This window comes from Mesorhizobium sp. WSM4815 (assembly GCF_055811575.1).
In genome coordinates this window covers 191,062-212,964 of sequence record NZ_JBVVQS010000093.1, presented here as the reverse complement: position 1 = coordinate 212,964, position 21,903 = coordinate 191,062, and the positions used below count along the sequence as shown (strand labels likewise).

Here is a 21,903-nt window from a genome sequence, read left to right as displayed (position 1 = left end):
GACCGAAAATGCGGCTTGAGCTAGGTTGTGCGATGACCGAAGGAACCAAATACCATCCGCTTTTCGAGCATCTCCTGTTCTCGGGCCAGGGCCAGATGTCGATGAGCTTCGCAGAGATCGAGCAAGTTATCGGTGGCCGCTTGCCGCCGTCGGCACGACAGCGGGAGGAATGGTGGGCGAACAGCCCGAGCGGGCACAGCCAGGCGCGCGCTTGGTTGCGCGCAAACTACCGGGCATCTCGTGTCGATCTTGCGAACGAGCGGGTGGATTTCAAACTGGAGGGATGGCCCGAAGGTTATCGAAAGCCGAATATGGCTACCACAGACAAGACTCGTTCAGGAATGGCGGAACAAGCGCAAGCCAGCTACGAACTTCCGCAGGGAAATACCGACCATCCTCTTTTCGGCATATGGACGGGCAAGGTCACGCTTCTCCAAGGACATGATTACACGAGGCCGGCCTTTGAGCCTGACGTGCTGCCGTGATGCACAGGCTGCTGCTCGACACTTGCGCGATCATATGGATAGCGCTGAACGAGCCAATCACGCCGGAAGCCAAGATTGCCATCAACAGCGCCGCGGCTGTTGACGAGAAGGTCCGGGTTTCCCCCATTTCGGCCTGGGAGTTGGGCCTGCTGAGCGCCAAGGGCCGGTTGGCGGCAGCAAAGTCGCCAGCAAGCATTTTTGGGGAAGTGATCGCCACGCCAGGCATCAAGGTCGAGGCTCTTTCGCCGGAATTGTTGATTGAATCGTCTTTCTTGCCTGGATCGCTCCACGGCGATCCGGCGGATAGGATATTGATCGCGACAGCGCGGGCGTTCGATTTGACGCTCGTGACGCGCGATCAGTCAATACTGGATTATGCAAGAGCCGGGCATGTTCGCGCCCTTGCCTGCTGACGCTTTGCCTTCGATATATGGAGACGCCCACTTGGAAACCGTAAAACTCAAATCCCCCGTCGATGGTTCGATCTATGCCGAACGGCCCATCGCCACGGACCAGGCGATCAATGCCGCGGTCGAGCGTGCCAAGGCGGCGCAGGAGAAATGGGCTGAGACGCCGATCGTCGAGCGCGGCAAGTACATGCTCGCCATGCTGGAAGCGCTGGTCGCCATGACCGACGAGATCGTGCCGGAGATCGCCTGGCAGATGGGCCGCCCGGTGCGCTATGGCGGCGAGTTCGGCGGCGTCAGGGAACGCACCAGCTACATGGTCGAGATTGCGGAAGCGGCACTCAAGCCGGTGATGGCCTCCAATCCCAAGGATGGGTTTCGCCGCTATGTGAAGAAGGTGCCGCTCGGCGTGATCCTGGTGATCGCGCCGTGGAACTATCCCTATCTCACCGCCGTCAACACGATCGTGCCGGCGCTGATGGCCGGCAGCGCCGTCATCCTCAAGCATGCGGCGCAGACGCTTCTGGTCGGCGAACGCTTTCAACAGGCGTTCGACAAAGCAGGCCTGCCCAAGGGTCTGTTCCAGAACCTCGTCATGAACCATGCGCAGACCGAAAAACTGCTCGGCTCGGGCAAGATCGACCATGTCAATTTCACCGGCTCGGTCGCCGGCGGCCGCGCCATCGAAAAGGCCGCAGCGGGCACCTTCATGACGCTCGGCCTTGAACTCGGCGGCAAGGATCCGGCCTATGTCCTGGCCGACGCAAAGATCGACCATGCCGTCGCCAACCTGGTCGACGGCGCCTTCTACAATTCCGGCCAGTGCTGCTGCGGCATCGAGCGCGTCTATGTCCACGAGAAGGTCTATGACGAATTCGTCGAAGGCTTCATCGCCGAAACCAGGAACTACGTCGTCGGCAACCCGCTCGACCAGGCGACGACGATGGGGCCGATGGCCCAGGCGCGCTTTGCCGACCTGATCCGCGAGCAGAAGGCCGAGGCCCTGCGCAAGGGCGCCAGGGCGCATATCAACATGAAGCTGGCCAATGACGAGCCGGGCTCGCCCTATCTGGCGCCGGAAGTGCTGACCGAGGTCGACCACCAGATGAGCGTCATGCGCGAGGAGAGCTTTGGGCCGATCGTCTGCATCATGAAGGTGCGCAACGACGAGGAGGCGATCGCGCTGATGAACGACAGCCCCTACGGGCTGACGGCCTCGATCTGGACGCGCGACACCGAGCATGCGGCGGCGATCGGTGATCGCGTCGAGACCGGCACCGTGTTCATGAACCGCTGCGACTATCTCGATCCGGCGCTGGTCTGGACCGGCGTCAAGGACACCGGCAAGGGCGCCGCACTCTCGGCCATCGGCTACGACAATCTAACGAGGCCGAAATCATATCATCTGCGTGAAGCCATCTGATTTTTTTGAAAGACAGAAATGACAAAATTGATTTCCAAATGGAACTATCCGACGACCGTGCGCTTCGGCGCGGGGCGCATCAAGGAATTGCCTGATGTGCTTGAAGCCACCGGCATCAAGCGGCCGCTGTTCGTCACCGATCCGGGGCTGGCCAAACTTCCGGTCGTCGCTTCGACGTTGGAGATCCTCGACGATGCCAAGGTCCCCTATGGTGTGTTTTCCGAGGTCAAGCCGAACCCGGTCGACTCCAACCTGACCGCCGGCATTGCGGTGTTCAAGAAGGGCAAGCATGACGGCGTCATCGCCTTCGGCGGCGGCTCGGCGCTCGACCTCGGCAAGCTGATCGCCTTCCAGGCCGGCCAGACGCGGCCGGTCTGGGATTTCGAGGATATCGGCGACTGGTGGACGCGCGCCAACGCCGACGCGATCGCACCGATCATCGCCGTGCCGACCACGGCCGGCACCGGCTCGGAAGTCGGCCGCGCCGGCGTCATCACCAATGAAGCGACCCACACCAAGAAGGTGATCTTCCATCCGAAACTTTTGCCGGCCATCGTCATCGCCGATCCGGAACTGTCGGTCGGCATGCCCGGCTTCATCACCGCCGGCACCGGCATGGATGCGCTCGCTCATTGCCTCGAAGCCTATTGCGCGCCGGGCTATCATCCGATGGCCGACGGCATCGCCGTCGAAGGCGTGCGGCTCGTCTTCGAGAACCTGCCGAAGGCCTATGCCAACGGCAAGGATCTCGTCGCCCGCGCCCACATGATGAGCGCGGCCGCCATGGGCGCCGCCGCCTTCCAGAAGGGGCTGGGCGCCATCCACTCGCTGTCGCATCCGATCGGCGCGCTCTACGACACCCATCACGGCATGACCAACGCCGTGTTCATGCCTTATGTGCTGGCCTTCAACCGCGACGCCATCGAGGCGCGCATCGCCCGGCTCGCGGCCTATTGCGGCATCAAGGGCGGCTTCGACGGTTTCGCCAAGGCCGTCATCAAGCTGCGCAAGGAATTGAAGGTGCCGCACGCGCTGCCGGGCCTGATCCAGGGGCTCGACATGGACAAGAAGCGCAAGGGCCTGATCGCCGACATGGCGGTGGTCGATCCGACCGCCGGCGGCAACCCGGTCAAGCTGACCAGGAAGGCGGCGCTGACGCTGCTCGACAATGCCATTGCCGGCACCGTCTGAGACAGTATTCGCGCCGAAAATTGATCTGGGAAATGAGGGCAAAGAAAGGGGGAAGGGATGAAAGGTAAGACCGAAATTCGTTAGCCGGAAAAATAGTCGCGAAGCGATTGCTCCAGCCGGTTAAAAAGAGTTTACTTTTTCGTACTGCAGGGCATCGCTTTCACAAACCATTCATCGGGCTGTCACACGAAAACGATACCGCATCGCAGGCGTCCAACGGCGTCAGTTCAACGGAGAGAACACATGTTCAAATTCACGGGAAAAGTACTTTCCCTTACGGCCGTCGCCCTGATGGCGACCTCTGCCATCTCGTCGGCGCAGTCCATGGATGAACTGGTCGCCGCCGCCAAGGCGGAAGGCCAGCTCACCACCATCGCGCTGCCGCACAGCTGGTGCGGCTACGGCGACGTCATCGCCGGCTTCAAGGCGAAGTATCCGGAAATCACCGTCAACGAGCTCAATCCCGATGCCGGCTCCGGCGACGAGATCGAGGCGATCAAGGCCAACAAGGACAATAAGGGTCCGCAGGCGCCGGATGTCATCGACGTCGGCCTGTCTTTCGGCCCGTCCGCCAAGGCAGACGGTCTGATCCAACCCTACAAGGTGTCGACCTGGGATTCGATCCCTGACAGCGCCAAGGACGCCGATGGCCACTGGTACGGCGACTACTACGGCGTGCTCGCCTTCGGCGTGAACAAGGCCGTCGTGCAGAACGCGCCACAGGACTGGGCTGACCTGCTGAAGCCGGAATATGCCAACTCGGTGGCGCTCGCCGGAGACCCGCGCACGTCGAACAACGCGGTCATGTCGGTTTACGCTTCGGGCCTCGCGGCTGGCGGCAGCGGCGGCCAGGATGCCGCCGCCAAGGGTCTGCAGTTCTTCAAGCAGCTCAACGATGCCGGCAACTTCGTGCCGGTCGACGGTGAAGCGGCAGCTGTCGCCCAGGGCACGACGCCGATCGTGATGAACTGGGACTACAACCTGCTCGCCATGCGCGACAAGATGGCCGGCAATCCGGAAATCGAAATCGTCGTGCCAAAGGCAGCGGTCGTCGCAGGCGTCTACGTACAGGCGATCAGCGCCTATGCGCCGCATCCGAACGCCGCCAAGCTGTGGATGGAGTATCTCTACTCGGACGAAGGCCAGCTCGGCTGGCTGAAGGGCTACTGCCACCCGATCCGTTTCAATGACCTCGCCAAGAAGGGCGTGATCCCCAAGGAGATGCTGGACAAGCTGCCGGCCGCCGAGAACTACGAAAAAGCGATCTTCCCGACCTTGGAGGAGCAGAACGCCGCCAAAAAGGAAATCAGCACGAACTGGGATGCCATCGTTGGCGCCGTCGTGAAGTAATTCCATAGGGCGCCGGGCCGGTTCGCCGCCCGGCGCCCTATGCCAAATTCGGGAAGTCCATGGCAGACTCCATAGTGTCCGAGACAGCCCGCGTCAGCCCTGGCGCGCCGGAGATCAGCCGCCTTCGGCTGCCACTGCATTGGTTAGGCGTAGCTCCGTTCTTCGTTTTCGCGCTGCTCTTTCTGATCTTGCCCACGGTAGGGCTGATCGCGGGCGCGTTCAAAAATGCAGCCGGCGACTATACGCTCGACAACATCATAGCGTTGTCGCAACCCAAGCTCGCAGCCGCCTATTGGGTATCCATTCAGATCAGCTTTGTTTCTGCGATCCTTGGCGCCTTGATCGGCCTGGCAATGGCCGTGGCAGTGGTTCGCGGGGGCTTGCCGTCGTGGTTACGCTCGGCGACCTTGACCTTCTCTGGCGTCGCCTCGAATTTCGCCGGCGTGCCGCTGGCATTCTCGTTCATCGCAACGCTAGGTCGGCTCGGCGTGGCGACGATCCTGTTGCGAGACATTTTCGGCATTAACATCTATTCGCTCGGCTTCAGTATCTTTTCGTTTTGGGGCCTGATCCTCACCTACCTCTACTTCCAGATTCCATTGATGATCGTCATCATCACGCCGGCGGTCGATGGGCTGAAGAAGGAATGGGGCGAAGCTGCCGCCACGCTCGGCGCAACCAATTGGCAATATTGGCGCATGGTGGTGATCCCGGTGTTATGGCCGAGTTTTCTCGGCACGACGGTCCTGCTCTTTGCCAACGCGTTCGGCGCGGTCGCAACGGCCTATGCACTGACGGGGCCGTCACTCAACATCGTGCCAATCCAGCTGTTCGCGCAGATTCGCGGCGACGTGCTTTACAATCCGAATCTAGGCTATGCGCTTGCATTCGGCATGATCGTCATCACCGGCTTGGCCAATCTCTTCTACATCTTGTTCCAACGGCGAGCCGAACGGTGGCTGAAATGAAGCAAGGCAGCCGTTTTTGGGCTTGGCTGGTTTTTGGCGTGGGAACCACCTATTTTATCCTGCCGCTTTTGGCGACCTTCGAATTTTCCTTGCGGAAGCGGCGAGGGGAATACTCCTTTGACGCCTACCGCTCGGTCTTCGGAGATCCGAATTTCCAGGCGACATTTACCTATTCCGTCGTTGTGGCGGTCTTCACCATCCTCTTGGGCGTGCTCCTCGTCGTCCCGACGGCTTACTGGATACGGCTGCGGCTACCGCATCTGCGGCCGGTCGTAGAGTTCATCACCCTGCTGCCGCTGGTTATCCCCGCTATCGTCATCGTCTTCGGCTACATCAGAATGTTCGGTTCGAATTCGGCGTTGCCTTTTCTGGCGACAGCACGCGGCGCTGATGCCCTGCTGGTCATCGGCTATGCAGTGCTGGCGCTGCCTTATATGTACCGGGCGGTCGATACCGGTCTCAGGACCATCGACGTCAGAACGCTCACCGAAGCCGCACAAATCCTCGGCGCGGGCTGGACCACCATCATCGCCCGCATCATCCTGCCGAACGTGCTGATCGCCGTCTTGTCCGGCGCGTTCCTGAGCTTTGCCATCGTCATCGGCGAGTTCACGATGGCCTCGCTGCTGAATCGCCCGGCCTTCGGCCCCTATCTGCAGAACATCGGCGCCAACAGTGCCTATGAGCCATCGGCACTGGCGCTCATTTCCTTCGCCATCACCTGGGGCTGCATGTCGCTGATCCAGATCCTGTCGCGTTTTGCGCCGCGATCGGCGAACCGGCCAAACTGATCGAAAAAGTACTGACCGAAAGAAAAGCCATGGCCGAGCCATTCCTCTCCATCCAGCAGGTTCGAAAATCCTTCGGCGCCACCACCGTCGTCCAGGATTTCAACCTCGACGTCGAGCCGGGCGAATTCGTCTCCTTCCTCGGACCGTCGGGCTGCGGCAAGACGACGGTGCTGCGTATGGTCGCCGGCTTCGAGGAGCCGAGCGCCGGCAAGATCGTCGTGGCCGGCAAGGATATCACCCGGCTCAAACCCAACCAGCGCAATGTCGGGATGGTGTTCCAGGCCTATGCCCTGTTTCCCAACCTGACGGTGGCGCAAAACATCGGCTTCGGGCTTAAGGTCGCGGGCATGCCAAAGGCCGATGCCGACAGGCGCGTTGCCGAGATGCTCGACCTCATCAAGCTGCCGCAGATGGGCGACCGCTATCCCTATCAGCTCTCCGGCGGCCAGCAGCAGCGTATCGCGCTGGCGCGGGCGATTGCGCCGAAGCCGAAGCTCCTGCTGCTCGACGAACCGCTGTCGGCGCTCGACGCCAAGGTGCGCGTCTCGCTGCGCGAGGAAATCCGCTCGATCCAGAAGAAGCTCGGCATCACCACCGTCTTCGTCACCCACGACCAGGAAGAGGCGCTGTCGATCTCCGACCGCATCGCCGTCATGTATGGCGGCAAGGCCGAGCAGGTCGGCACGCCGTTCGAGATCTACAACCGGCCGGCGACCAAGTTCGTCGCCAATTTCGTCGGCACGCTGAACGTGCTCGAAGGCACCGTCACCGATGCAGCCTCGGGCAAGGTGCGCGTCAATTCGCAAGAGGTCTCGCTGCAGGGAAAGCTAAACGGCTCCAAGTCCGGCGACACGCTGTCGCTGGCGCTGCGGCCCGAGGCGATTTCGCTCGGCCGCCATCCCGGCCGCGACTCCAGTCTTTCGGGCGAGATCACCGAAGTGCATTTCCTCGGCTCGGTCATCCGGGTTCGCGTCGGCATCGGCGGCAGCACGGTGTCGCTCGACACGTTCAACAGCCCGGCCGCGCCGCCGCCCGCTGTCGGCGAAAAGGCCGAGATTTCGTTCTCGTCGGGTGACATGCTGGTGCTGCATTAGGGGCGGAGTGAGTAGTGAATAGTGAATAGTGAATAGCAAGAAGGCGCTTTACGCGCCGAGATTTCTCTGCAAGCGACCATTCACCATTCACCATTCACCATTCACCATTCACCATTCACCATTCACCATTCACCATTCACCATTCACCAGCAGCAGTAGCCGTGCCCGTTTTTTGCAGTGCCAATCGCCCGGCTTCGCCGCTACGATAAGGCATGGCGCTTTTCGAGCTGACCCTTGTTCTCCTGCTGATCGCCGTCGCGCTGACGGCGTTGTCGCGGCGTCTCCAGGTTCCCTATCCGTCGTTGCTGGCGTTGGCAGGCGCGGGCATCGCCTTTCTGCCGTTTGCGCCGACTATCGAGATCGATCCCGAGCTGGCGCTCGCCCTGTTCATCGCGCCGGTGCTTCTCGACGCGGCCTACGACACGTCGCTGCGCGATCTTAATCGCTACAGGCTGCCGCTCATCCTGCTGGCGCTTGGCGCCGTCGTTTTCACCACTGCGACCGTCGCGCTCGTCGGATGGACAATGGCAGGCTTGCCGATCGCTGCGGCTATTGCCCTTGGCGCGATCGTGGCGCCGCCCGATGCCGTGGCGGCGTCGGCCGTGCTTGGACAGTTCAAGGTGCCGCACCGCGTCACCGCGATCCTGCAAGGCGAAAGCCTGCTCAACGACGCCACGGCACTGCTGATCTACCGCATGGCGGTTTCGGCAGCTGCCGGCTCCATCCTGGTGAGCAGCGCGGTTCCGGTGATCTTGCTGTCGACGGTCGGCAGCCTTGCCGCTGGTTACGTGCTCGGCCGGTTGTCTCTCGTCACCCTCAGTCGCATCAGAGATCCGGCAAGTGGCACGGTGGTGCAATTTGCCGGGACGTTCGGCGTCTGGATCCTGGCCGACAGGATCGGGCTCTCCGCCATCATAACGATCGTCGTCTATGCCATGACCATCGCACGTACCGCGCCGCGCCGCATGCCGGCCAGAAATCGCGTCAGCTCCTATTCGGTCTGGGAGACGGCGGTGTTCGTGCTCAACGTGCTGGCCTTCGTCCTGATGGGACTTCAGGCGCGATCGATCGTCGGCCGGCTTGCCGAGCAGGGGCAGGTCGAAGCGTATGTCTTTGCCGCAGCCGTGCTGGCTGTCGTCATCGTCTCGCGTCTCGTCTGGGTGCTGGGATGCGGCGCGATCATGAGGTGGCTCGCCAGCTTCGGTGACGCGGAACGGCAGGCCGAGGCGCCGTCATTTCGCGGCGGCGTGCTGATCGGCTGGTGCGGCATGCGCGGCCTTGTCACGCTTGCAGCAGCATTTGCCTTGCCAGCCGACTTTCCCGGCCGCGACCCAATCGTGCTCGCCGCTTTCTCGGTCGTCCTCGGCACCCTGGTGCTGCAAGGCATCAGCCTGAAGCCGCTGCTGCGCCTGCTTCGTCTCGATCCGGACGGAACTGTCGACCGCGAGGTCGCGCAGGCACGCGTCGCCATCATGCAGGCCGCGCTGGACGTGTTGAGCGGCAAGACATCGAATGCCGCGGCCGTGGTCCGCGAGCAATTTGCCGCGCAGCGCACGATCGCTGAAAACCCGGAGGACGCCCAGGCAGCGACCGAGTACGACAGGTTGCGCCTCTATGCCATCAAGAGCCAGCGTGACGCGCTGGAGCAATTGCGTATCGACGGGACGATCGGCGACGAAGCGTATCATCGCCTGGAGGAGGAAATCGACTGGTCGGAACTGGCCGCCTCTCCGCCGGGACGATTCCAGCCGCTGACGACCTAGCTGCGCTATCTGGCCCAAGCTCTCTGCATCCGGCTGCACATTGCAACCAATCCGCCAAACCGCTACTGCCATCACGAAATTGAGCCGGTTAAGCAATGAAGCTGGTCAGCTACAACATCCAATACGGTTTCGGCGGCGACGGTCGCTACGATCTCTCGCGCTGCGCCAAGATCGTCGCCGGCGCAGACATCATCGCGTTGCAGGAGGTGGAACGGCACTGGCTGCGCAGCAACGAGGATGACCAGCCGGAAATCCTTTCGCGACTGCTGCCCGAATACTATTGGGTTTATGGGCCGGCCTTCGACATGGACGCCAGCGAGCGGCGTGACGGCCGCATCGTCAACCGGCGGCGGCAATTCGGCACCATGGTCCTGTCCAGGCTGCCGATCGTCTGGTCGCGCCTGCACACGCTGCCGCTGCGCCGCACCGTGCGTCCGCTCAACACCCGCAACGCAGCGCTGGAATGCATGATCCACACCCCTGCCGGTCCGGTGCGGGTGCTGTCGCTGCATCTGGCGCATATCGCCGCCGAAGAGCGGCTGGAGCAGATCGACTATCTGCTCGCCGAGCATCGCCGCGCGCCGTCCGACGGCGGCCCGTGGAGCGGCGCCGACGATGAGCCCGTCCGCAACTGGAGCAATGGCGAGCCGGAGCCGGAAAACCCGCTGGCGGCGATCTGGCTGGGCGATTTCAACATGGAGCCTGGCAGCGCCGAGTACCGGCGCATCGTTGGCAGCACGCCATATCATCGCGGTGCCGTCTATCTCGACGGTTTCGTCGATGCCGCCGCCGTCGCCAGCGAACCGCCGAGAGATTTCCACACCCATGTGAAAACCATCGACGGCAGGCTGGCAAAGCGACGGCTCGACCACTGCTTCGTCGGCGGCATGTTGGCGGGACGGGTGCGCTCGGCCAGTGCCGATATCGACGAAATCGCCTCGGACCATTTTCCGCTGCGGGTCGAGATCGACCTGGAAACACCGTTCGGGACGGGGGCCGAAGGCGCATGAGCCGCCGATGACCTTGTTCGTCTTCTTCGCGGTGCTTGCTGCCGCCGCCATGCACGCGATCTGGAACGCGCTGGTCAAGGTCCATCTCGACCGCTTTTTGTCGATCACGCTGATGACGCTCGGCATGGGCGCCGTGGCGCTTCTGGCGCTGCCTTTCGTCGAGGTGCCGAAAGCGGAAGCGTGGCCTTATATCATCGCCTCGGTAATCTTCCACATGGGCTACAGGACGTTCCTGATCGCCGCCTACAGGGCCGGCGATTTCGCCCAGACCTATCCGCTGGCGCGCGGCACCGCACCGCTGCTGGCTGCACTTGGCGGCATCGTGGTCGTCGCCGAAGTCCCGGCGCCGCTCGCCATCCTCGGCATTGTTCTCTTGTCGGCCGGGACGCTGGTGCTGTCGTTTCGCGGCGGCGCGCATCTGGAAAGGCTGAACCTGCGCGCCGTCGGCTTTGCGCTGGGCACCTCGATCTTCATCGCCGGCTATACGCTGTCCGACGGCAGCGGCGCGCGGCTGGCCGCGACGGCGTCGAGCTATGCCGCATGGCTGTTCGTCTGCGATGCGCTGTGGGCGCTGGTGCTGTGCCTGATCTTCCGCGGACCAAAGGCGCTGCCGGTCCTGGCGCGAGACTGGAAGGCGGGCGTGTACACCGGCGTGCTCAGCGGCGCCGCCTACTGGATCGTGATGTGGGCGATGACCAAGGCGCCGATCGCCTCGGTCGCGGCGCTGCGCGAAACCTCGATCCTGTTCGCCATGATGATCTCGGTGTTTGCGCTCGGCGAGAAGATGACCGCCTGGCGGGGTGCCGCCGTGCTCAGCATCGTTGCCGGCGTCGTCGCGCTGAGGCTTGGATAGGCTAAAGCGCGTCGCGTTCGACCGACCTCACGCGACGCGCTTTGGATTGTTGTTTTATGCATGTTGTTGACGCAAAACCGCTGCACACCCTCGGGTCAGTGCCCGAGGGCATGCTTTTGCGCGACATGCATTAAGCGCCTATCTCGAGGTCGAACACCATCAGCCCGTCGGTTCCGCCTTCAAGCGCCGCGACCAGCCGAGCGCCGGCTCGGCTGTGGGCCTCATGCACCAGATAGGCGTCGCGTGCGGCGGCATCGCTGAAGTCGATGGTGAAGCCGTGCGTGAAGCCGCGCGCGAACGGCTCTGGGCTGGTGTTGGCGCTGAATTCGACCTTGGCCATGCCGTCGATCACCGACCGCAGCGCCTCAAGATCGGCATGGATTGCCGCGCGCTCGTCGTCGGTGACGTCATTGCGGAATCGAGCGAAAACACAGTGCCTGATCATTCTTGGAATCTCATGCTGCTTGGTTGGTGGAAAACACGGCCGGCGGCAGCGGCTCGCGGCCAAGGATCAGATCGGCGCCCTTTTCGCCGACCATGATCGTTGGCGCATTGGTGTTGGAGGAGGGGATGCGCGGCATCACCGAAGCGTCGCAGACGCGCAAGCCCTCGATACCACGCAGCCTGAGATCGGGCGTCACCACGCTCATCGCATCATGGCCCATGCGGCAGGTGCCGACAGGGTGGTGATCGGTCTTGGAACTGCGGCAGGCATAGTCGAACAGTTCGTCGTCGCTGGTGAGTTCCGGTCCCGGCAGCACCTCGCGCAGCACGTAGGCAGCAAGCGCCTTCTGCCGCATGATCTCGCGCGCCAGCCTAAGTCCCTTGATCGACATGTTGCGATCGTAGGGGTCGGACCAGTAATTCGGGTCGATCAGCGGGTGGTCGGCGGGGTCGGCGCTGTTCAGCCGGACCGTGCCGCGCGAACGCGGGCGCAGGAAGGCCGAGTTCAGCGTCACGCCCGGATTTTTCAGTTTTTCGACACCGGCCTCGATGCCGGAGCCGAGGCCGAGATGGAGCTGGATGTCGGGCGAGGCGGCGGTCGGGTCGGCGTACCAGAAGCCGCCTGTCTCGAACAGGCTGGAGGCAACCGGGCCTTTTTTCAACAGCAGGTATTGCAGGCCGGCCCACACCGTCCGGTGCAGCTTGGCGTAGTTGTCGTAGGTGTGGTCGCCGGTGCATTCGGCAATGACGAACAGGTCGAGATGATCCTGCAGGTTGGAACCGACGCCGGGCAGATCGTGCACCGGCGTCACGCCGACCGACTTCAGATGGTCGGCCGGGCCGATGCCCGACTGCATCAGCAGCTTCGGCGAGCCGATGGCGCCGGACGAGACGATGACTTCGCGTTCGGCACGCAAGGTCGTCGGCTGGCCGCCCGGCCTGTCGACGATCTCGACACCGACGGCGCGGCCCTTGTCGATGACGATGCGCGTCACCAGCACATCAGTCCTGACGGTCAGGTTTTTTCGCGCGCGGATCGGCCTGAGATAGGCGACCGAGGCAGAGGAGCGTCTCGCGTCCTTCTGCGTCAATTGGTAATAGCCGACGCCTTCCTGGGCTACCCCGTTGAAGTCCGGATTGAAGGGAATGCCCATCTCCTGTCCAGCGCGGAAATAAGCCTCGCAGATCGGCAGCGGCGCAATCGGGTTCGACACGCCGAGCGGACCCTGGTCGCCGTGAAAATCGTTGGCGTAGCGCTGGTTGTTCTCGGCCCGCTTGAAATAGGGCAGCAGGTCGCGATAGCCCCAGCCGGCAAGGCCCTCTTCCTTCTCCCAGGCGTCGTAATCGCGGGCGTTGCCGCGTGTATAGATCTGGGCGTTGATGGAGGAGCCGCCGCCGATCACCTTGGCCTGCGTGTACCGGAAGACGCGGTCCTTCATGTGCTTTTGCGGCACGGTCGACCAGCCCCAGGCGGCGATGCCCTTGGTCATCTTGGCGAAACCGGCCGGCATGTGGATCAGCGGGTGCCAGTCCTTGCCGCCGGCCTCGAGCAGCAGCACTGAATTCGATGGCTCTTCGCTCAGCCGGTTGGCCAGCACGCAGCCGGCCGGGCCGGCGCCGACGATGATGTAGTCGGTCATGGCGTCACCTGTTCACAGCCTCGGCACCGACAGCGCGCCGTCGACATTGATGATCGAGCCGGTCGAAAAACCGAGCTTGCCGCCGGCGAGTGCCACTACGGCGGCGCCGACATCGGCGGCTTCGCCCCACCGCTTTGCCGGCACCAGACCGCCGTCGATCAGCGCGTCGTATTTGGCGGTTACCCCTGCAGTCATGTCGGTGCGGATGATGCCTGGCCGCACCTCGAACACGCCGATATTTTCGGCGGCAAGCCGCAGCGCCAGGGTCTTCACCCACATCGAAAGCCCGGCTTTGGAGATGCAATAGTCGGCACGTTCCGGCGAGGCCATTTCGGCGCTGACCGAGGTGATGGTGATGATCGTTTTTGGAAAATCACCCGGCGCCGCAAGCATCGCCCTGGCAACGGCCTGGCTGAGGAAGACGGTGCCGCGCAGATTGATGGCGAGGATCCGGTCGAAGTTTTCCGGTTTCAATTCCAGCAGGTCACCGCGTACCACGGCGCCGATGCCGGCATTGTTGACCAGGCAGTCGATGCGGCCGAAGGCGCTCGTCGCGGCATCGACCAATGCGGCATGGTCGTCGAGGTCAGCAATGTCGCCGCAATGGTAGGCGAATTTCGCGCCGCGGGCGGTGATGTCAGCGACAAGCCCGTCGCCGGCTTTTTCGGCAAGGTCCACGACAAGGATATCGAAGCCGGCATCGGCCAGCGCCTCGGCGCAGGCAAGGCCGATGCCGCGCGCGCCGCCGGTGATGATGGCTGCCGGGCGGGTCATTTGAGAACAAGCTCCCGCAGGCTGGCGCCGCCCCTCATCGCCCTGCCGGGCACTTCTCCCCGTATAGGGACGGGGAGAAGGACGCCTTCATCGCCTGCTTCGCCAATCGCCAGCATTGCAAAAAAGGCGCCGAGGTTGCGGCCAGCGGGCTTCTCCCCGTTCACGGGGAGAAGGTGCCGGCAGGCGGATGAGGGGCGGCGCAGACCGATCATAGGACAAGCTCGCTCTTGCGGATGTGGTCGGCAACGCGCAGCGCTTGTGCGGCGATCGACAGCGCCGGATTGACCGCGGCCGAGTTCGGCAGGAAGCCAGCGTCGACGACAAACAGGTTCTTGTGGTCGAACGAGCGGCAGAACGGGTCGAGCGGCGAGGTTGCCGGATCGTCGCCCATCTTGACCGTGCCGCACTGGTGCGACGGCGTGCGCTTGTCGAAAGGCCGCGACAGGACGATCGGATAGCCGCAGGCGCGGAAGTTCTCGCGCATCACCTTGGTCAGCCCGTCGAGCGACTGCATGTTGGAGCGCCGCCACTGCATGACGATGTCCTTGCCGTCGACCATGATGCGGCTTTCGGGGTCCGGCAGGTCCTCGCACATCAGGTACCAGTCGACGGCGTGGCCGGCCATGAAGTCCAGCGCGAATTTGGGCGCAAGCTTGACGTTGGCTCTCAGGATATCACCGTCGATCTTGCCGAGAAGCTGGACGTTGCCGAGCGGCCTGCCGCCCTCGCCGTCGGACAAATAGTAGTCGTTGAGCATCAGCGTCTTCTGGTAGACGGAGGTGTTCCTGCGGCGCGGATCGATCGCCAGCATGGCGCTCGAATTGTGGTTCATGAAGTTGCGGCCGACCTGGTCGGAGCGGTTGGCAAGGCCGTTTCCGTTCGGGGACGGCGAACGCAGCAGGATGGCGGCGGAATTGACCGCTCCGGCCGAGAGGATGACCAGTTTCGGCGTCACTTTCTTCAGCCTGCCGTCCTGGCTATAGTGAACGGCGGCGATCGTCCTGGCATCCGATGAGGCTTCGAGGTATTCGACATGAGCACCGGTCTCGAGCCTGATGTTCCGGTCGGCAAGTGCCGCTGTCAGCGGCCCCGATTGGGCGTCAACCTTACCGGTCCCGGTGTTGGGAAACGCGTCCCAGCCTGTCTTGCCGTCCTTTAGCCAGGCATCGATGTCGACGCCGAGCGGCAGCGATGCCGGATGCAGGCCGAGGCCCATGAGTTCGGCGCGGGCGCGGGCGATCGGCGGCTCGTCCGGCACCGGCCCGAAGGGGTAGGGGATCGAGTGGAACGGTTCGGTCGGGTCTTCGCCGAGTGCGCCGCGCACGCGAAAAAGCTGCTCGGCCTTGCAATACCAAGGCTCGAATTCCTCATAGGAGAACGGCCAGGCCGGCGAGACGCCGCCATAGTGCTCCATGACAGAAAAGTCTTGCCTGCGGTAGCGGATCAGCACTGCGCCATAAAATTTCGAATTGCCGCCGACATAGTAATAATTGCCGGGGTTGAACGCAGCACCCCCGGCCTCGCGCCACATCTCCTTCGGCCGGTAGTGGCCGTCGACGAAGATGGCGCGCGTGTCGCGCGTGTGCGGCGTCGCCGGCAATAGTTCGCCGCGCTCCAGCATCAGGATCGAGGCGCCACTGCCGGCAAGGCCGGAAGCGATCGTGGCGCCGCCGATGCCGGAGCCGATAATGACGATGTCCGGGTTTGTCATGGCTGTCAGAGGATGCGGTTCTCGGTCGCCGGATCGAAGAACACCGCCTTGGTCAGGTTGAAGGCGAGCGGCGTGACCTTGCCCGGCTGGATGTTGGCGTCGGCGCGCAGACGCGCCACCACCGCCTTGCCGCCGAGATTGGTGACGGCGAAGGTGTCGGAGCCGGCCGGTTCCACAACCTCGATGTGACAGTCGGCGGTGGCGATGTTCGATGCGTTGCGTTCGGCTCCTTCAGGATCGGTCAGGGCCTCGGGACGGACGCCAAAAATGATCGGCTTGTCGTGGAATGCCGACAGACCCGTTGGCGCATCGGCCAGCGGCAGCGAGATCGGCTCGCGCGCCTCGCGCTGCAGCACCACGGAAAGCGCATTGCCATTGCCGCCGATCGTCGCCGGGATCAGGTTCATCGCCGGCGAGCCCATGAAGTCGGCGACGAACAGGTTGGTCGGGTTGTTGTAGATTTCGGCAGGCGTGCCGAACTGCTGCACCTCGCCGTCGCGCATCACCGCAATCTTGGTGGCCAGCGTCATCGCTTCGATCTGGTCGTGGGTGACGTAGACGATCGTGGTGCCGGTGGTTGCGTGCAGCCGCTTGATCTCGATGCGCATGTCGACGCGCAGCTTGGCGTCGAGATTGGAGAGCGGCTCGTCGAAGAGAAAGAGCTTGGGGTCGCGCACCAGCGCCCGGCCCATGGCGACGCGCTGACGCTGGCCGCCGGAAAGCTGGCTCGGCTTGCGCTGCAGGAGGTGGCCGATCTGCAGCACCTTCGCCACCTTGTCGATCGCCTTCTGGCGCTCGTGGGCCGGCACGCCGCGCATCTCCATGCCGAAGGCAATGTTTCCCGCGACGGTCATGTTCGGATAGAGCGCATAGCTCTGGAACACCATGGCGATGTCGCGCTTCGAGGGGTGGAGATCGTTGATCGTCCGGCCGTCGACACGGATTTCGCCTTCGGTGATGCTTTCCAGGCCGGCGATGGTGTTGAGCAAGGTCGACTTGCCGCAGCCGGATGGGCCGACCAGCACGAGGAAGCCGCCCTTTTCGAGATCGACGTCGATGCCCTTCAGGATCTCGACCGATCCGAACCGCTTCCTCAGCCCATTGATTTCGAGAAAAGCCATTCGATTATCCTTTGACGGCGCCGGCCATCAGGCCGCGCACGAAATAGCGGCCAGCGACCACATAGACGAGAAGGGTCGGCAGTGCGGCGATCATCGCCGCCGCCATGTTGACGTTGTATTCGACGACACCGGTCGAGGTGTTGACGACGTTGTTCAGCGCCACGGTCATCGGCATCGCGTCACCGGTGCCGGCATAGGCCGAGGCGAACAGAAAATCGTTCCAGATGTTGGTGAACTGGTAGATGACGGTGACGACGAAGATCGGCATCGAATTCGGCAGCATGATGCGCCGGAAAATCTGGAAAAAGCTGGCTCCGTCGACCTGTGCCGCCCTGACCAGTTCAGTCGGGAACGCCTCGTAATAATTGCGGAAGAACAAGGTGGTGAAGCCGAGCCCGTAGACGACGTGGACAAAGACCAGGTTGACCGTCGGATTGCCCAAGCCGAATGAGAATCCCGTGGCGTTTCGCAGCGTCACGCCGAAACGGCCGAGGCTGCCGAGGATCGTCGCCATCGGCAACAGCACGGACTGGAACGGAATGAAGCAGGCAAACAGCATCAGCCCGAAAACCAGCGTGTGGCCGCGGAAGCGCCATTTGGTCAGCACATAGCCGTTGAGCGCGCCGAGCAGCGTCGAGATCAGCACCGCTGGAACCACCATCTTGATGGAATTCCAGAAATAGCCCTTGATGCCGGCGCAGGTCAGGCCGACGCAGGTCTCGCCCCACGCCTTCAGCCACGGCTCGAAGGTCGGCGCCTGCGGCAGCGCCAGCATGTTGCCGTTCTGGATCTCGTCCATTGTCTTGAACGAGGTCACCAGCATGACGAACAGCGGCATCAGGTAGAACAGCGCGAACAGCGCCAGCAGGCCGTAGATGACGATGCGGTTGACGGTCCTGGCGCTGATGCCGCCAGTGCTCTGGCGAGTGGGCGTGGCAATGACGCTCATCGCGGTCGCTCCCTGAGCTCGGAATAGAGATAGGGCACGATGATCGCGGTGATGGTCATCAGCATGATCACGGCGCTGGCCGAGCCGACGGCCATTTCGTTGCGCTTGAAAGTGTACTCGTACATGAAGTTCGACGGCAGCCAGGCCGAGCCGCCCGGCCCGCCGCTGGTCAGTGCTACGACCAGGTCGTAGGACTTGATGGCGAGGTGAGCGAGCACGATGAAGGCCGAGAGGAACACCGGCCGCAGCAGCGGGATGACGATCCGGCGATAGAGCTGGAACGTGGTGGCGCCGTCGATCTGCGCCGCCTTCATGATCTCGCCGTCGATGCCGCGCAGGCCGGCCAGGAACATCGCCATGATGAAGCCCGAGGCCTGCCAGACGCCGGCGATCACCACGGTGTAGATGACGAAATCCTTGTTCTTGATCCAGTCGAAATGGAAGCTCGTCCAGCCCCACTGGTGCAGCGTCTGCTCGAGGCCGAGGCCGGGATCGAGGAACCATTTCCAGGCGACGCCGGTGACGATGAAGGACAGCGCCATCGGATAAAGATAGATCGGCCGCAACATGCCTTCGCCGCGGATCTTCTGGTCGAGCAGGATGGCCAGGAAGAGGCCGAGCGCCAGGCAGATGAAGATGTAGAGAAAGCCGAAAATGCCCATATTGGTGATCGACGTATACCAGCTCGACGGCGGGTCGTTCTCGAACGTCCAGCGCCATAGCCTCTGATAGGCACGCGGCCCAGTCAGCGCATAGGACGGGAAGGTCTTGGAGTTGGTGAAGGACAGATAGACCGTCCACAGGATGAAGCCGTAGACGAAGACGATGGTGATCGCAAAGCTTGGCGCCAGCACGATCTTCGGAAGCGCGTCCTGCAGGCGCGAACGCACCGAGACGCCCGGGCGCGCATTATGCTCCGGCGTCAGCTTGATCTGGGTCGCGACCGTTGTCATGGGCTCCTCCCTCGCGGGTCCCTTCACCGTCAGGCGGGGAAGGATAGCCCCGTCGAGACGGGGCGTGTTGGTTGATCGCCGGCGCCATTCCGACTTGGTGGAACCTTCCCCACCGGAGCGGGGAAGGTCCTTTCATGCCGGTTCTTACTTGGCGTCTTCGATTGCGTTGACCAGCTGGGTCACGGCCTCGTCCGAGGTCTTGATCTGGCCGTGGACGAATTTCGAGACGACGTCCTTGTAGGCATTGGCGACGGCCGGCGGCGCGCCATAGCCTTGCGCCAGCGAACCGAACAGCGTGCCGCCTTCGTTGGCGGCCTTCAGGTCGGCGATGCCCTTCTTGCCGCAAGCGTCGAAGTCGGTATCGGGCACGTCGGTGCGGGCCGGGACCGAGCCCTTGACGACGTTGAAAGCCGACTGGAAGCTCTTCGACAAAGTGGCGGTGGCCAATGCGGCCTGGGCGGCCTTGCGGTCCTCCGGAACGTCGAACATGCCGAACATGTCGGAGTTGTAGACCACGCTGCCGTCGGTGCCCGGGAAGCGATAGCACAGGAAGTCGGTGCCCGGGGTCTTCTTGGCGGCGTTGAATTCGCCCTTGGCCCAGTCGCCCATCACCTGCACCAGAGCATCACCCTTGATGACCATGGCGGTGGCGAGGTTCCAGTCGCGGCCGGAGAAGTTCGGGTCGACATAGGTGACGAGCTTGGCGAGGTTGTCGAACGACTTCTTCATCGTGTCGGATTTCAGCTGCTCTTCGTCGAGGTCGTTGAAGGCCTTTTTGTAGAACTCAGGTCCGCCGGTCGACAGCACGACCGAATCGAACATGGTGGCTTCCTGCCAGTTCTGGCCGCCAAGCGCGAGCGGGATGACGCCCGCCGCCTTGGCCTTGTCGAGCAGCGCGATGAATTCGTCGAAGGTCTTCGGCTCGGTGCCGCCGATCTTGTCCATCACCGCCTTGTTGATCCACAGCCAGTTGACGGAGTGGACGTTGACCGGAGCCGCGACCCACTTGCCGTCATAGACCGAGAATTTCTGCAGGGCGGCCGGCACGGATTTGTCCCAGCCTTCCTTTACCGCCGTCTCGGTCAGGTCGCCCATTACGCCGGCAGCCGCGTAATCGAGCACGGTATAGCCGAGCATCTGCGAGGCAGTCGGGTAGTTGCCCGCCGCGACCATCGCCTTCAGCGCGGTCATGGCGGCGTCGCCGCCGCCGCCGGCCACAGGCACGTCCTTCCAGGCAAAGCCTTGCTTGGCCAGATCCTCCTTGAGCACGTTCAAGGCAGCCGCTTCGCCGCCAGACGTCCACCAATGCAGCATCTCGACTTCCTTGACGTCCTGGGCATGGGCTGCGAACGCAAGACCCGAGCCGAGAGCCGTTCCGATAAGCAGTTTGCGCAACATGTACTTCCTCCCTTGTTGCAGCTACACGACCGGCGGCTGTCCGCCGGGTTCTTCACAGCTCAGCCGACCCACCATCCGGTGCGCTGGCCGCGATGAAACTGGATTGTCTTTTCCTCGGTATAATCCTCGACGGCGCGCTTGCCGAGTTCGCGTCCGAGACCGGATTGCTTGTAGCCTCCGAAAGGCAGCTCGGGATAACCTTCCATGAACGTGTTCACCCAAACGGTTCCCGAACGCACACTCCGCGCCACCGACATGCAGGTGTCGATGCTGGCGCTCCACACACCCGCCGATAGACCATAGGGCGTGTTGTTGGCGATGCGCAACGCCTCTTCAATCGATCCAAACGTCAACACCGACAGCACCGGGCCGAACACTTCCTCACGTGCAATGGCCATGTCTTCGGTGACGCCCCGAAGGATGGTCGGATCGAGATACTGACCGGCACTGGAGGCGATCTGCTTGCCGCCGCTATAGACGCTGCTGCCGTCGTTTGCCGCCGCCGCCACGTAGCCGGTGACCTTGGAAAGGTGCTCGGAAGAGATCATCGCGCCGACCTTGGTGCTGTTGTCGAGCGGATCGCCGACGGTGACCCTGGCGGTGAGCGCCTTCACTGCGCCGAGGAAGTCGTCGGCGATCGCCTCATGGACGATCAGCCGGCTGCCGGCGTTGCAGCATTCGCCGGCGTTGAAGAAGCCGCCGAACACCGCCGCGTCGGCGGCGGCTTCGAGGTCGGCATCTGGAAAGACGATCTGGCCGTTCTTGCCGCCGAGCTCCATCGAGACCTTCTTCAGCGCGTTTGCAGCCGATGCCATGGTCACCTTGCCGACCCGGGTGGAGCCGGTGAACGACACCATTTCGACCAGCGGATGGCTGACCATCGGCGCGCCAACATCGGCGCCCAGTCCAGCGAGGATGTTGACAACGCCATCCGGCAAGCCGGCCTGCATCAGGATGTCGCCGAGCACGAAGGTCGAGGCCGAGGTCATCTCGCTCGGCTTGACCACCGCCGTGCAGCCGGCGGCGAGCGCGAACGGCAGTTTCTGACTGACGATGAGGAACGGAAAATTCCATGGCGTGATGATCGAGACGACGCCGATCGGTTCACGCAGCACGACGCCCAGCATGGCATCGCCGAGATTGGCGTAGGTTTCGCCATGCAGCGTGCGGGCAAGCGCCGCGGCATAGCGCCAGATGTCGACGGCGCCGCCGATCTCGCCGCGCGCCTGGGCGATCGGCTTGCCGGATTCCAGCGCGTCGAGCCGGGCAATCTCCTCGAGCCGCACCTCGATCAGGTCTGCTGCCTTGAGCAGGATCGCGGCGCGCTCGCCGGCCTTCATGCGCGGCCAGGGGCCGGTCTCGAAGGCCTTGTGCGCGGCGGTCACCGCCGCCTCGACTTCCGCTTCGCCGGCTTGCGCATAGCGCGAAACGGTGAAGCCGTGGCCAGGGCTGTTGCGCTCCAGCGTGCGGCCGTCGCGGGCATCGACGAACTTGCCGTCGATCAGCAGCCGGTAGGTCTTCGGTGCTGCGGATGCCTCGGCCGGCATGGCGATGGTGAGGGGCAAGTTCATGTGAGTT

The 21,903-nt window shown here is 63.1% G+C and carries 20 protein-coding genes; 11 read left to right on the top strand and 9 right to left on the bottom strand.

The window, feature by feature from the left end; all coding sequences use genetic code 11:
- Nucleotides 1-32: 32 nt before the first annotated feature.
- From AC0L2B_RS15990 to AC0L2B_RS15940, 11 genes are all read left to right on the top strand, one after another.
- On the top strand, nucleotides 33-485 hold the full coding sequence (locus AC0L2B_RS15990; protein WP_473609635.1) for a DUF7662 domain-containing protein: 453 nt from the start codon (nucleotides 33-35) through the stop codon (nucleotides 483-485).
- The gene (locus tag AC0L2B_RS15985) at nucleotides 485-898 is read left to right on the top strand and encodes a type II toxin-antitoxin system VapC family toxin (protein ID WP_473609636.1); all 414 of its coding nucleotides are present in this window, start codon (nucleotides 485-487) and stop codon (nucleotides 896-898) included. The genes AC0L2B_RS15990 and AC0L2B_RS15985 overlap by 1 nt, the downstream gene beginning before the upstream one ends.
- Entirely contained in the window at nucleotides 876-2,315 is a 1,440-nt protein-coding gene (locus tag AC0L2B_RS15980; RefSeq protein ID WP_473746012.1) for an aldehyde dehydrogenase family protein, read from the top strand. Before AC0L2B_RS15985 ends, AC0L2B_RS15980 begins: the two co-directional genes overlap by 23 nt.
- Before the next feature lie 18 nt (nucleotides 2,316-2,333).
- Nucleotides 2,334-3,506: an iron-containing alcohol dehydrogenase gene (locus AC0L2B_RS15975; RefSeq protein ID WP_473746011.1), complete on the top strand. Its 1,173-nt coding sequence runs from the start codon at nucleotides 2,334-2,336 to the stop codon at nucleotides 3,504-3,506.
- 243 nt (nucleotides 3,507-3,749) lie between these two features.
- Nucleotides 3,750-4,856: an ABC transporter substrate-binding protein gene (locus tag AC0L2B_RS15970; protein WP_473746010.1), complete on the top strand. Its 1,107-nt coding sequence runs from the start codon at nucleotides 3,750-3,752 to the stop codon at nucleotides 4,854-4,856.
- A 59-nt stretch (nucleotides 4,857-4,915) separates the two neighbouring features.
- The gene (locus tag AC0L2B_RS15965; protein WP_128173800.1) at nucleotides 4,916-5,824 is read left to right on the top strand and encodes an ABC transporter permease; all 909 of its coding nucleotides are present in this window, start codon (nucleotides 4,916-4,918) and stop codon (nucleotides 5,822-5,824) included.
- On the top strand, nucleotides 5,821-6,615 hold the full coding sequence (locus tag AC0L2B_RS15960) for an ABC transporter permease (RefSeq protein ID WP_128173799.1): 795 nt from the start codon (nucleotides 5,821-5,823) through the stop codon (nucleotides 6,613-6,615). The genes AC0L2B_RS15965 and AC0L2B_RS15960 overlap by 4 nt, the downstream gene beginning before the upstream one ends.
- A gap of 29 nt (nucleotides 6,616-6,644) precedes the next feature.
- On the top strand, nucleotides 6,645-7,709 hold the full coding sequence (locus AC0L2B_RS15955; protein WP_287285612.1) for an ABC transporter ATP-binding protein: 1,065 nt from the start codon (nucleotides 6,645-6,647) through the stop codon (nucleotides 7,707-7,709).
- Nucleotides 7,710-7,921: 212 nt separating this feature from the next.
- Nucleotides 7,922-9,472, top strand: coding sequence for a cation:proton antiporter (locus AC0L2B_RS15950; RefSeq protein ID WP_473746009.1), 1,551 nt, complete (start codon nucleotides 7,922-7,924; stop codon nucleotides 9,470-9,472).
- Between the two features lie 95 nt (nucleotides 9,473-9,567).
- Complete coding sequence (locus AC0L2B_RS15945) at nucleotides 9,568-10,482, top strand: endonuclease/exonuclease/phosphatase family protein (protein WP_473746008.1); 915 nt, start codon at nucleotides 9,568-9,570, stop codon at nucleotides 10,480-10,482.
- 7 nt (nucleotides 10,483-10,489) lie between these two features.
- Nucleotides 10,490-11,335, top strand: coding sequence for an EamA family transporter (locus tag AC0L2B_RS15940; RefSeq protein ID WP_473746007.1), 846 nt, complete (start codon nucleotides 10,490-10,492; stop codon nucleotides 11,333-11,335).
- Nucleotides 11,336-11,465: 130 nt separating this feature from the next.
- Here AC0L2B_RS15940 and AC0L2B_RS15935 read toward each other — a convergent pair whose 3' ends face one another.
- The 9 genes from AC0L2B_RS15935 to AC0L2B_RS15895 form a co-directional block, all read right to left on the bottom strand.
- Nucleotides 11,466-11,780, bottom strand: coding sequence for a Dabb family protein (locus AC0L2B_RS15935; protein ID WP_128173795.1), 315 nt, complete (start codon nucleotides 11,778-11,780; stop codon nucleotides 11,466-11,468).
- Nucleotides 11,781-11,790: 10 nt separating this feature from the next.
- Nucleotides 11,791-13,419: a GMC family oxidoreductase gene (locus tag AC0L2B_RS15930; RefSeq protein WP_473746006.1), complete on the bottom strand. Its 1,629-nt coding sequence runs from the start codon at nucleotides 13,417-13,419 to the stop codon at nucleotides 11,791-11,793.
- Nucleotides 13,420-13,431: 12 nt separating this feature from the next.
- Entirely contained in the window at nucleotides 13,432-14,193 is a 762-nt protein-coding gene (locus tag AC0L2B_RS15925; RefSeq protein ID WP_473746005.1) for a 3-ketoacyl-ACP reductase, read from the bottom strand.
- Nucleotides 14,194-14,401: 208 nt separating this feature from the next.
- Nucleotides 14,402-15,904: a GMC oxidoreductase gene (locus AC0L2B_RS15920; RefSeq protein WP_473746004.1), complete on the bottom strand. Its 1,503-nt coding sequence runs from the start codon at nucleotides 15,902-15,904 to the stop codon at nucleotides 14,402-14,404.
- Nucleotides 15,905-15,909: 5 nt separating this feature from the next.
- Nucleotides 15,910-17,025, bottom strand: coding sequence for an ABC transporter ATP-binding protein (locus AC0L2B_RS15915; RefSeq protein ID WP_473746003.1), 1,116 nt, complete (start codon nucleotides 17,023-17,025; stop codon nucleotides 15,910-15,912).
- A gap of 4 nt (nucleotides 17,026-17,029) precedes the next feature.
- On the bottom strand, nucleotides 17,030-17,974 hold the full coding sequence (locus tag AC0L2B_RS15910; protein ID WP_473746002.1) for a carbohydrate ABC transporter permease: 945 nt from the start codon (nucleotides 17,972-17,974) through the stop codon (nucleotides 17,030-17,032).
- Nucleotides 17,971-18,927, bottom strand: a complete 957-nt coding sequence (locus AC0L2B_RS15905) for a carbohydrate ABC transporter permease (protein ID WP_473746001.1) — start codon at nucleotides 18,925-18,927, stop codon at nucleotides 17,971-17,973. The genes AC0L2B_RS15910 and AC0L2B_RS15905 overlap by 4 nt, the downstream gene beginning before the upstream one ends.
- Nucleotides 18,928-19,071: 144 nt before the next feature.
- Nucleotides 19,072-20,325: an ABC transporter substrate-binding protein gene (locus AC0L2B_RS15900; RefSeq protein WP_473746000.1), complete on the bottom strand. Its 1,254-nt coding sequence runs from the start codon at nucleotides 20,323-20,325 to the stop codon at nucleotides 19,072-19,074.
- Between the two features lie 59 nt (nucleotides 20,326-20,384).
- Nucleotides 20,385-21,896 (bottom strand): aldehyde dehydrogenase family protein, encoded by a 1,512-nt coding sequence (locus AC0L2B_RS15895; protein WP_473745999.1) that lies wholly within the window; start codon nucleotides 21,894-21,896, stop codon nucleotides 20,385-20,387.
- Between the last annotated feature and the right edge of the window lie 7 nt (nucleotides 21,897-21,903).

What these genes read in the sequence shown, in the direction of transcription:
- AC0L2B_RS15990 (WP_473609635.1), top strand. Translation starts at nt 33, where the DNA reads ATGACCGAAGGAACCAAATACCATCCGCTTTTCGAGCATCTCCTGTTC.
- AC0L2B_RS15985 (WP_473609636.1), top strand. Translation starts at nt 485, where the DNA reads ATGCACAGGCTGCTGCTCGACACTTGCGCGATCATATGGATAGCGCTG.
- AC0L2B_RS15980 (WP_473746012.1), top strand. Translation starts at nt 876, where the DNA reads ATGTTCGCGCCCTTGCCTGCTGACGCTTTGCCTTCGATATATGGAGAC.
- AC0L2B_RS15975 (WP_473746011.1), top strand. Translation starts at nt 2,334, where the DNA reads ATGACAAAATTGATTTCCAAATGGAACTATCCGACGACCGTGCGCTTC.
- AC0L2B_RS15970 (WP_473746010.1), top strand. Translation starts at nt 3,750, where the DNA reads ATGTTCAAATTCACGGGAAAAGTACTTTCCCTTACGGCCGTCGCCCTG.
- AC0L2B_RS15965 (WP_128173800.1), top strand. Translation starts at nt 4,916, where the DNA reads ATGGCAGACTCCATAGTGTCCGAGACAGCCCGCGTCAGCCCTGGCGCG.
- AC0L2B_RS15960 (WP_128173799.1), top strand. Translation starts at nt 5,821, where the DNA reads ATGAAGCAAGGCAGCCGTTTTTGGGCTTGGCTGGTTTTTGGCGTGGGA.
- AC0L2B_RS15955 (WP_287285612.1), top strand. Translation starts at nt 6,645, where the DNA reads ATGGCCGAGCCATTCCTCTCCATCCAGCAGGTTCGAAAATCCTTCGGC.
- AC0L2B_RS15950 (WP_473746009.1), top strand. Translation starts at nt 7,922, where the DNA reads ATGGCGCTTTTCGAGCTGACCCTTGTTCTCCTGCTGATCGCCGTCGCG.
- AC0L2B_RS15945 (WP_473746008.1), top strand. Translation starts at nt 9,568, where the DNA reads ATGAAGCTGGTCAGCTACAACATCCAATACGGTTTCGGCGGCGACGGT.
- AC0L2B_RS15940 (WP_473746007.1), top strand. Translation starts at nt 10,490, where the DNA reads ATGACCTTGTTCGTCTTCTTCGCGGTGCTTGCTGCCGCCGCCATGCAC.
- AC0L2B_RS15935 (WP_128173795.1), bottom strand. Translation starts at nt 11,780, where the DNA reads ATGATCAGGCACTGTGTTTTCGCTCGATTCCGCAATGACGTCACCGAC.
- AC0L2B_RS15930 (WP_473746006.1), bottom strand. Translation starts at nt 13,419, where the DNA reads ATGACCGACTACATCATCGTCGGCGCCGGCCCGGCCGGCTGCGTGCTG.
- AC0L2B_RS15925 (WP_473746005.1), bottom strand. Translation starts at nt 14,193, where the DNA reads ATGACCCGCCCGGCAGCCATCATCACCGGCGGCGCGCGCGGCATCGGC.
- AC0L2B_RS15920 (WP_473746004.1), bottom strand. Translation starts at nt 15,904, where the DNA reads ATGACAAACCCGGACATCGTCATTATCGGCTCCGGCATCGGCGGCGCC.
- AC0L2B_RS15915 (WP_473746003.1), bottom strand. Translation starts at nt 17,025, where the DNA reads ATGGCTTTTCTCGAAATCAATGGGCTGAGGAAGCGGTTCGGATCGGTC.
- AC0L2B_RS15910 (WP_473746002.1), bottom strand. Translation starts at nt 17,974, where the DNA reads ATGAGCGTCATTGCCACGCCCACTCGCCAGAGCACTGGCGGCATCAGC.
- AC0L2B_RS15905 (WP_473746001.1), bottom strand. Translation starts at nt 18,927, where the DNA reads ATGACAACGGTCGCGACCCAGATCAAGCTGACGCCGGAGCATAATGCG.
- AC0L2B_RS15900 (WP_473746000.1), bottom strand. Translation starts at nt 20,325, where the DNA reads ATGTTGCGCAAACTGCTTATCGGAACGGCTCTCGGCTCGGGTCTTGCG.
- AC0L2B_RS15895 (WP_473745999.1), bottom strand. Translation starts at nt 21,896, where the DNA reads ATGAACTTGCCCCTCACCATCGCCATGCCGGCCGAGGCATCCGCAGCA.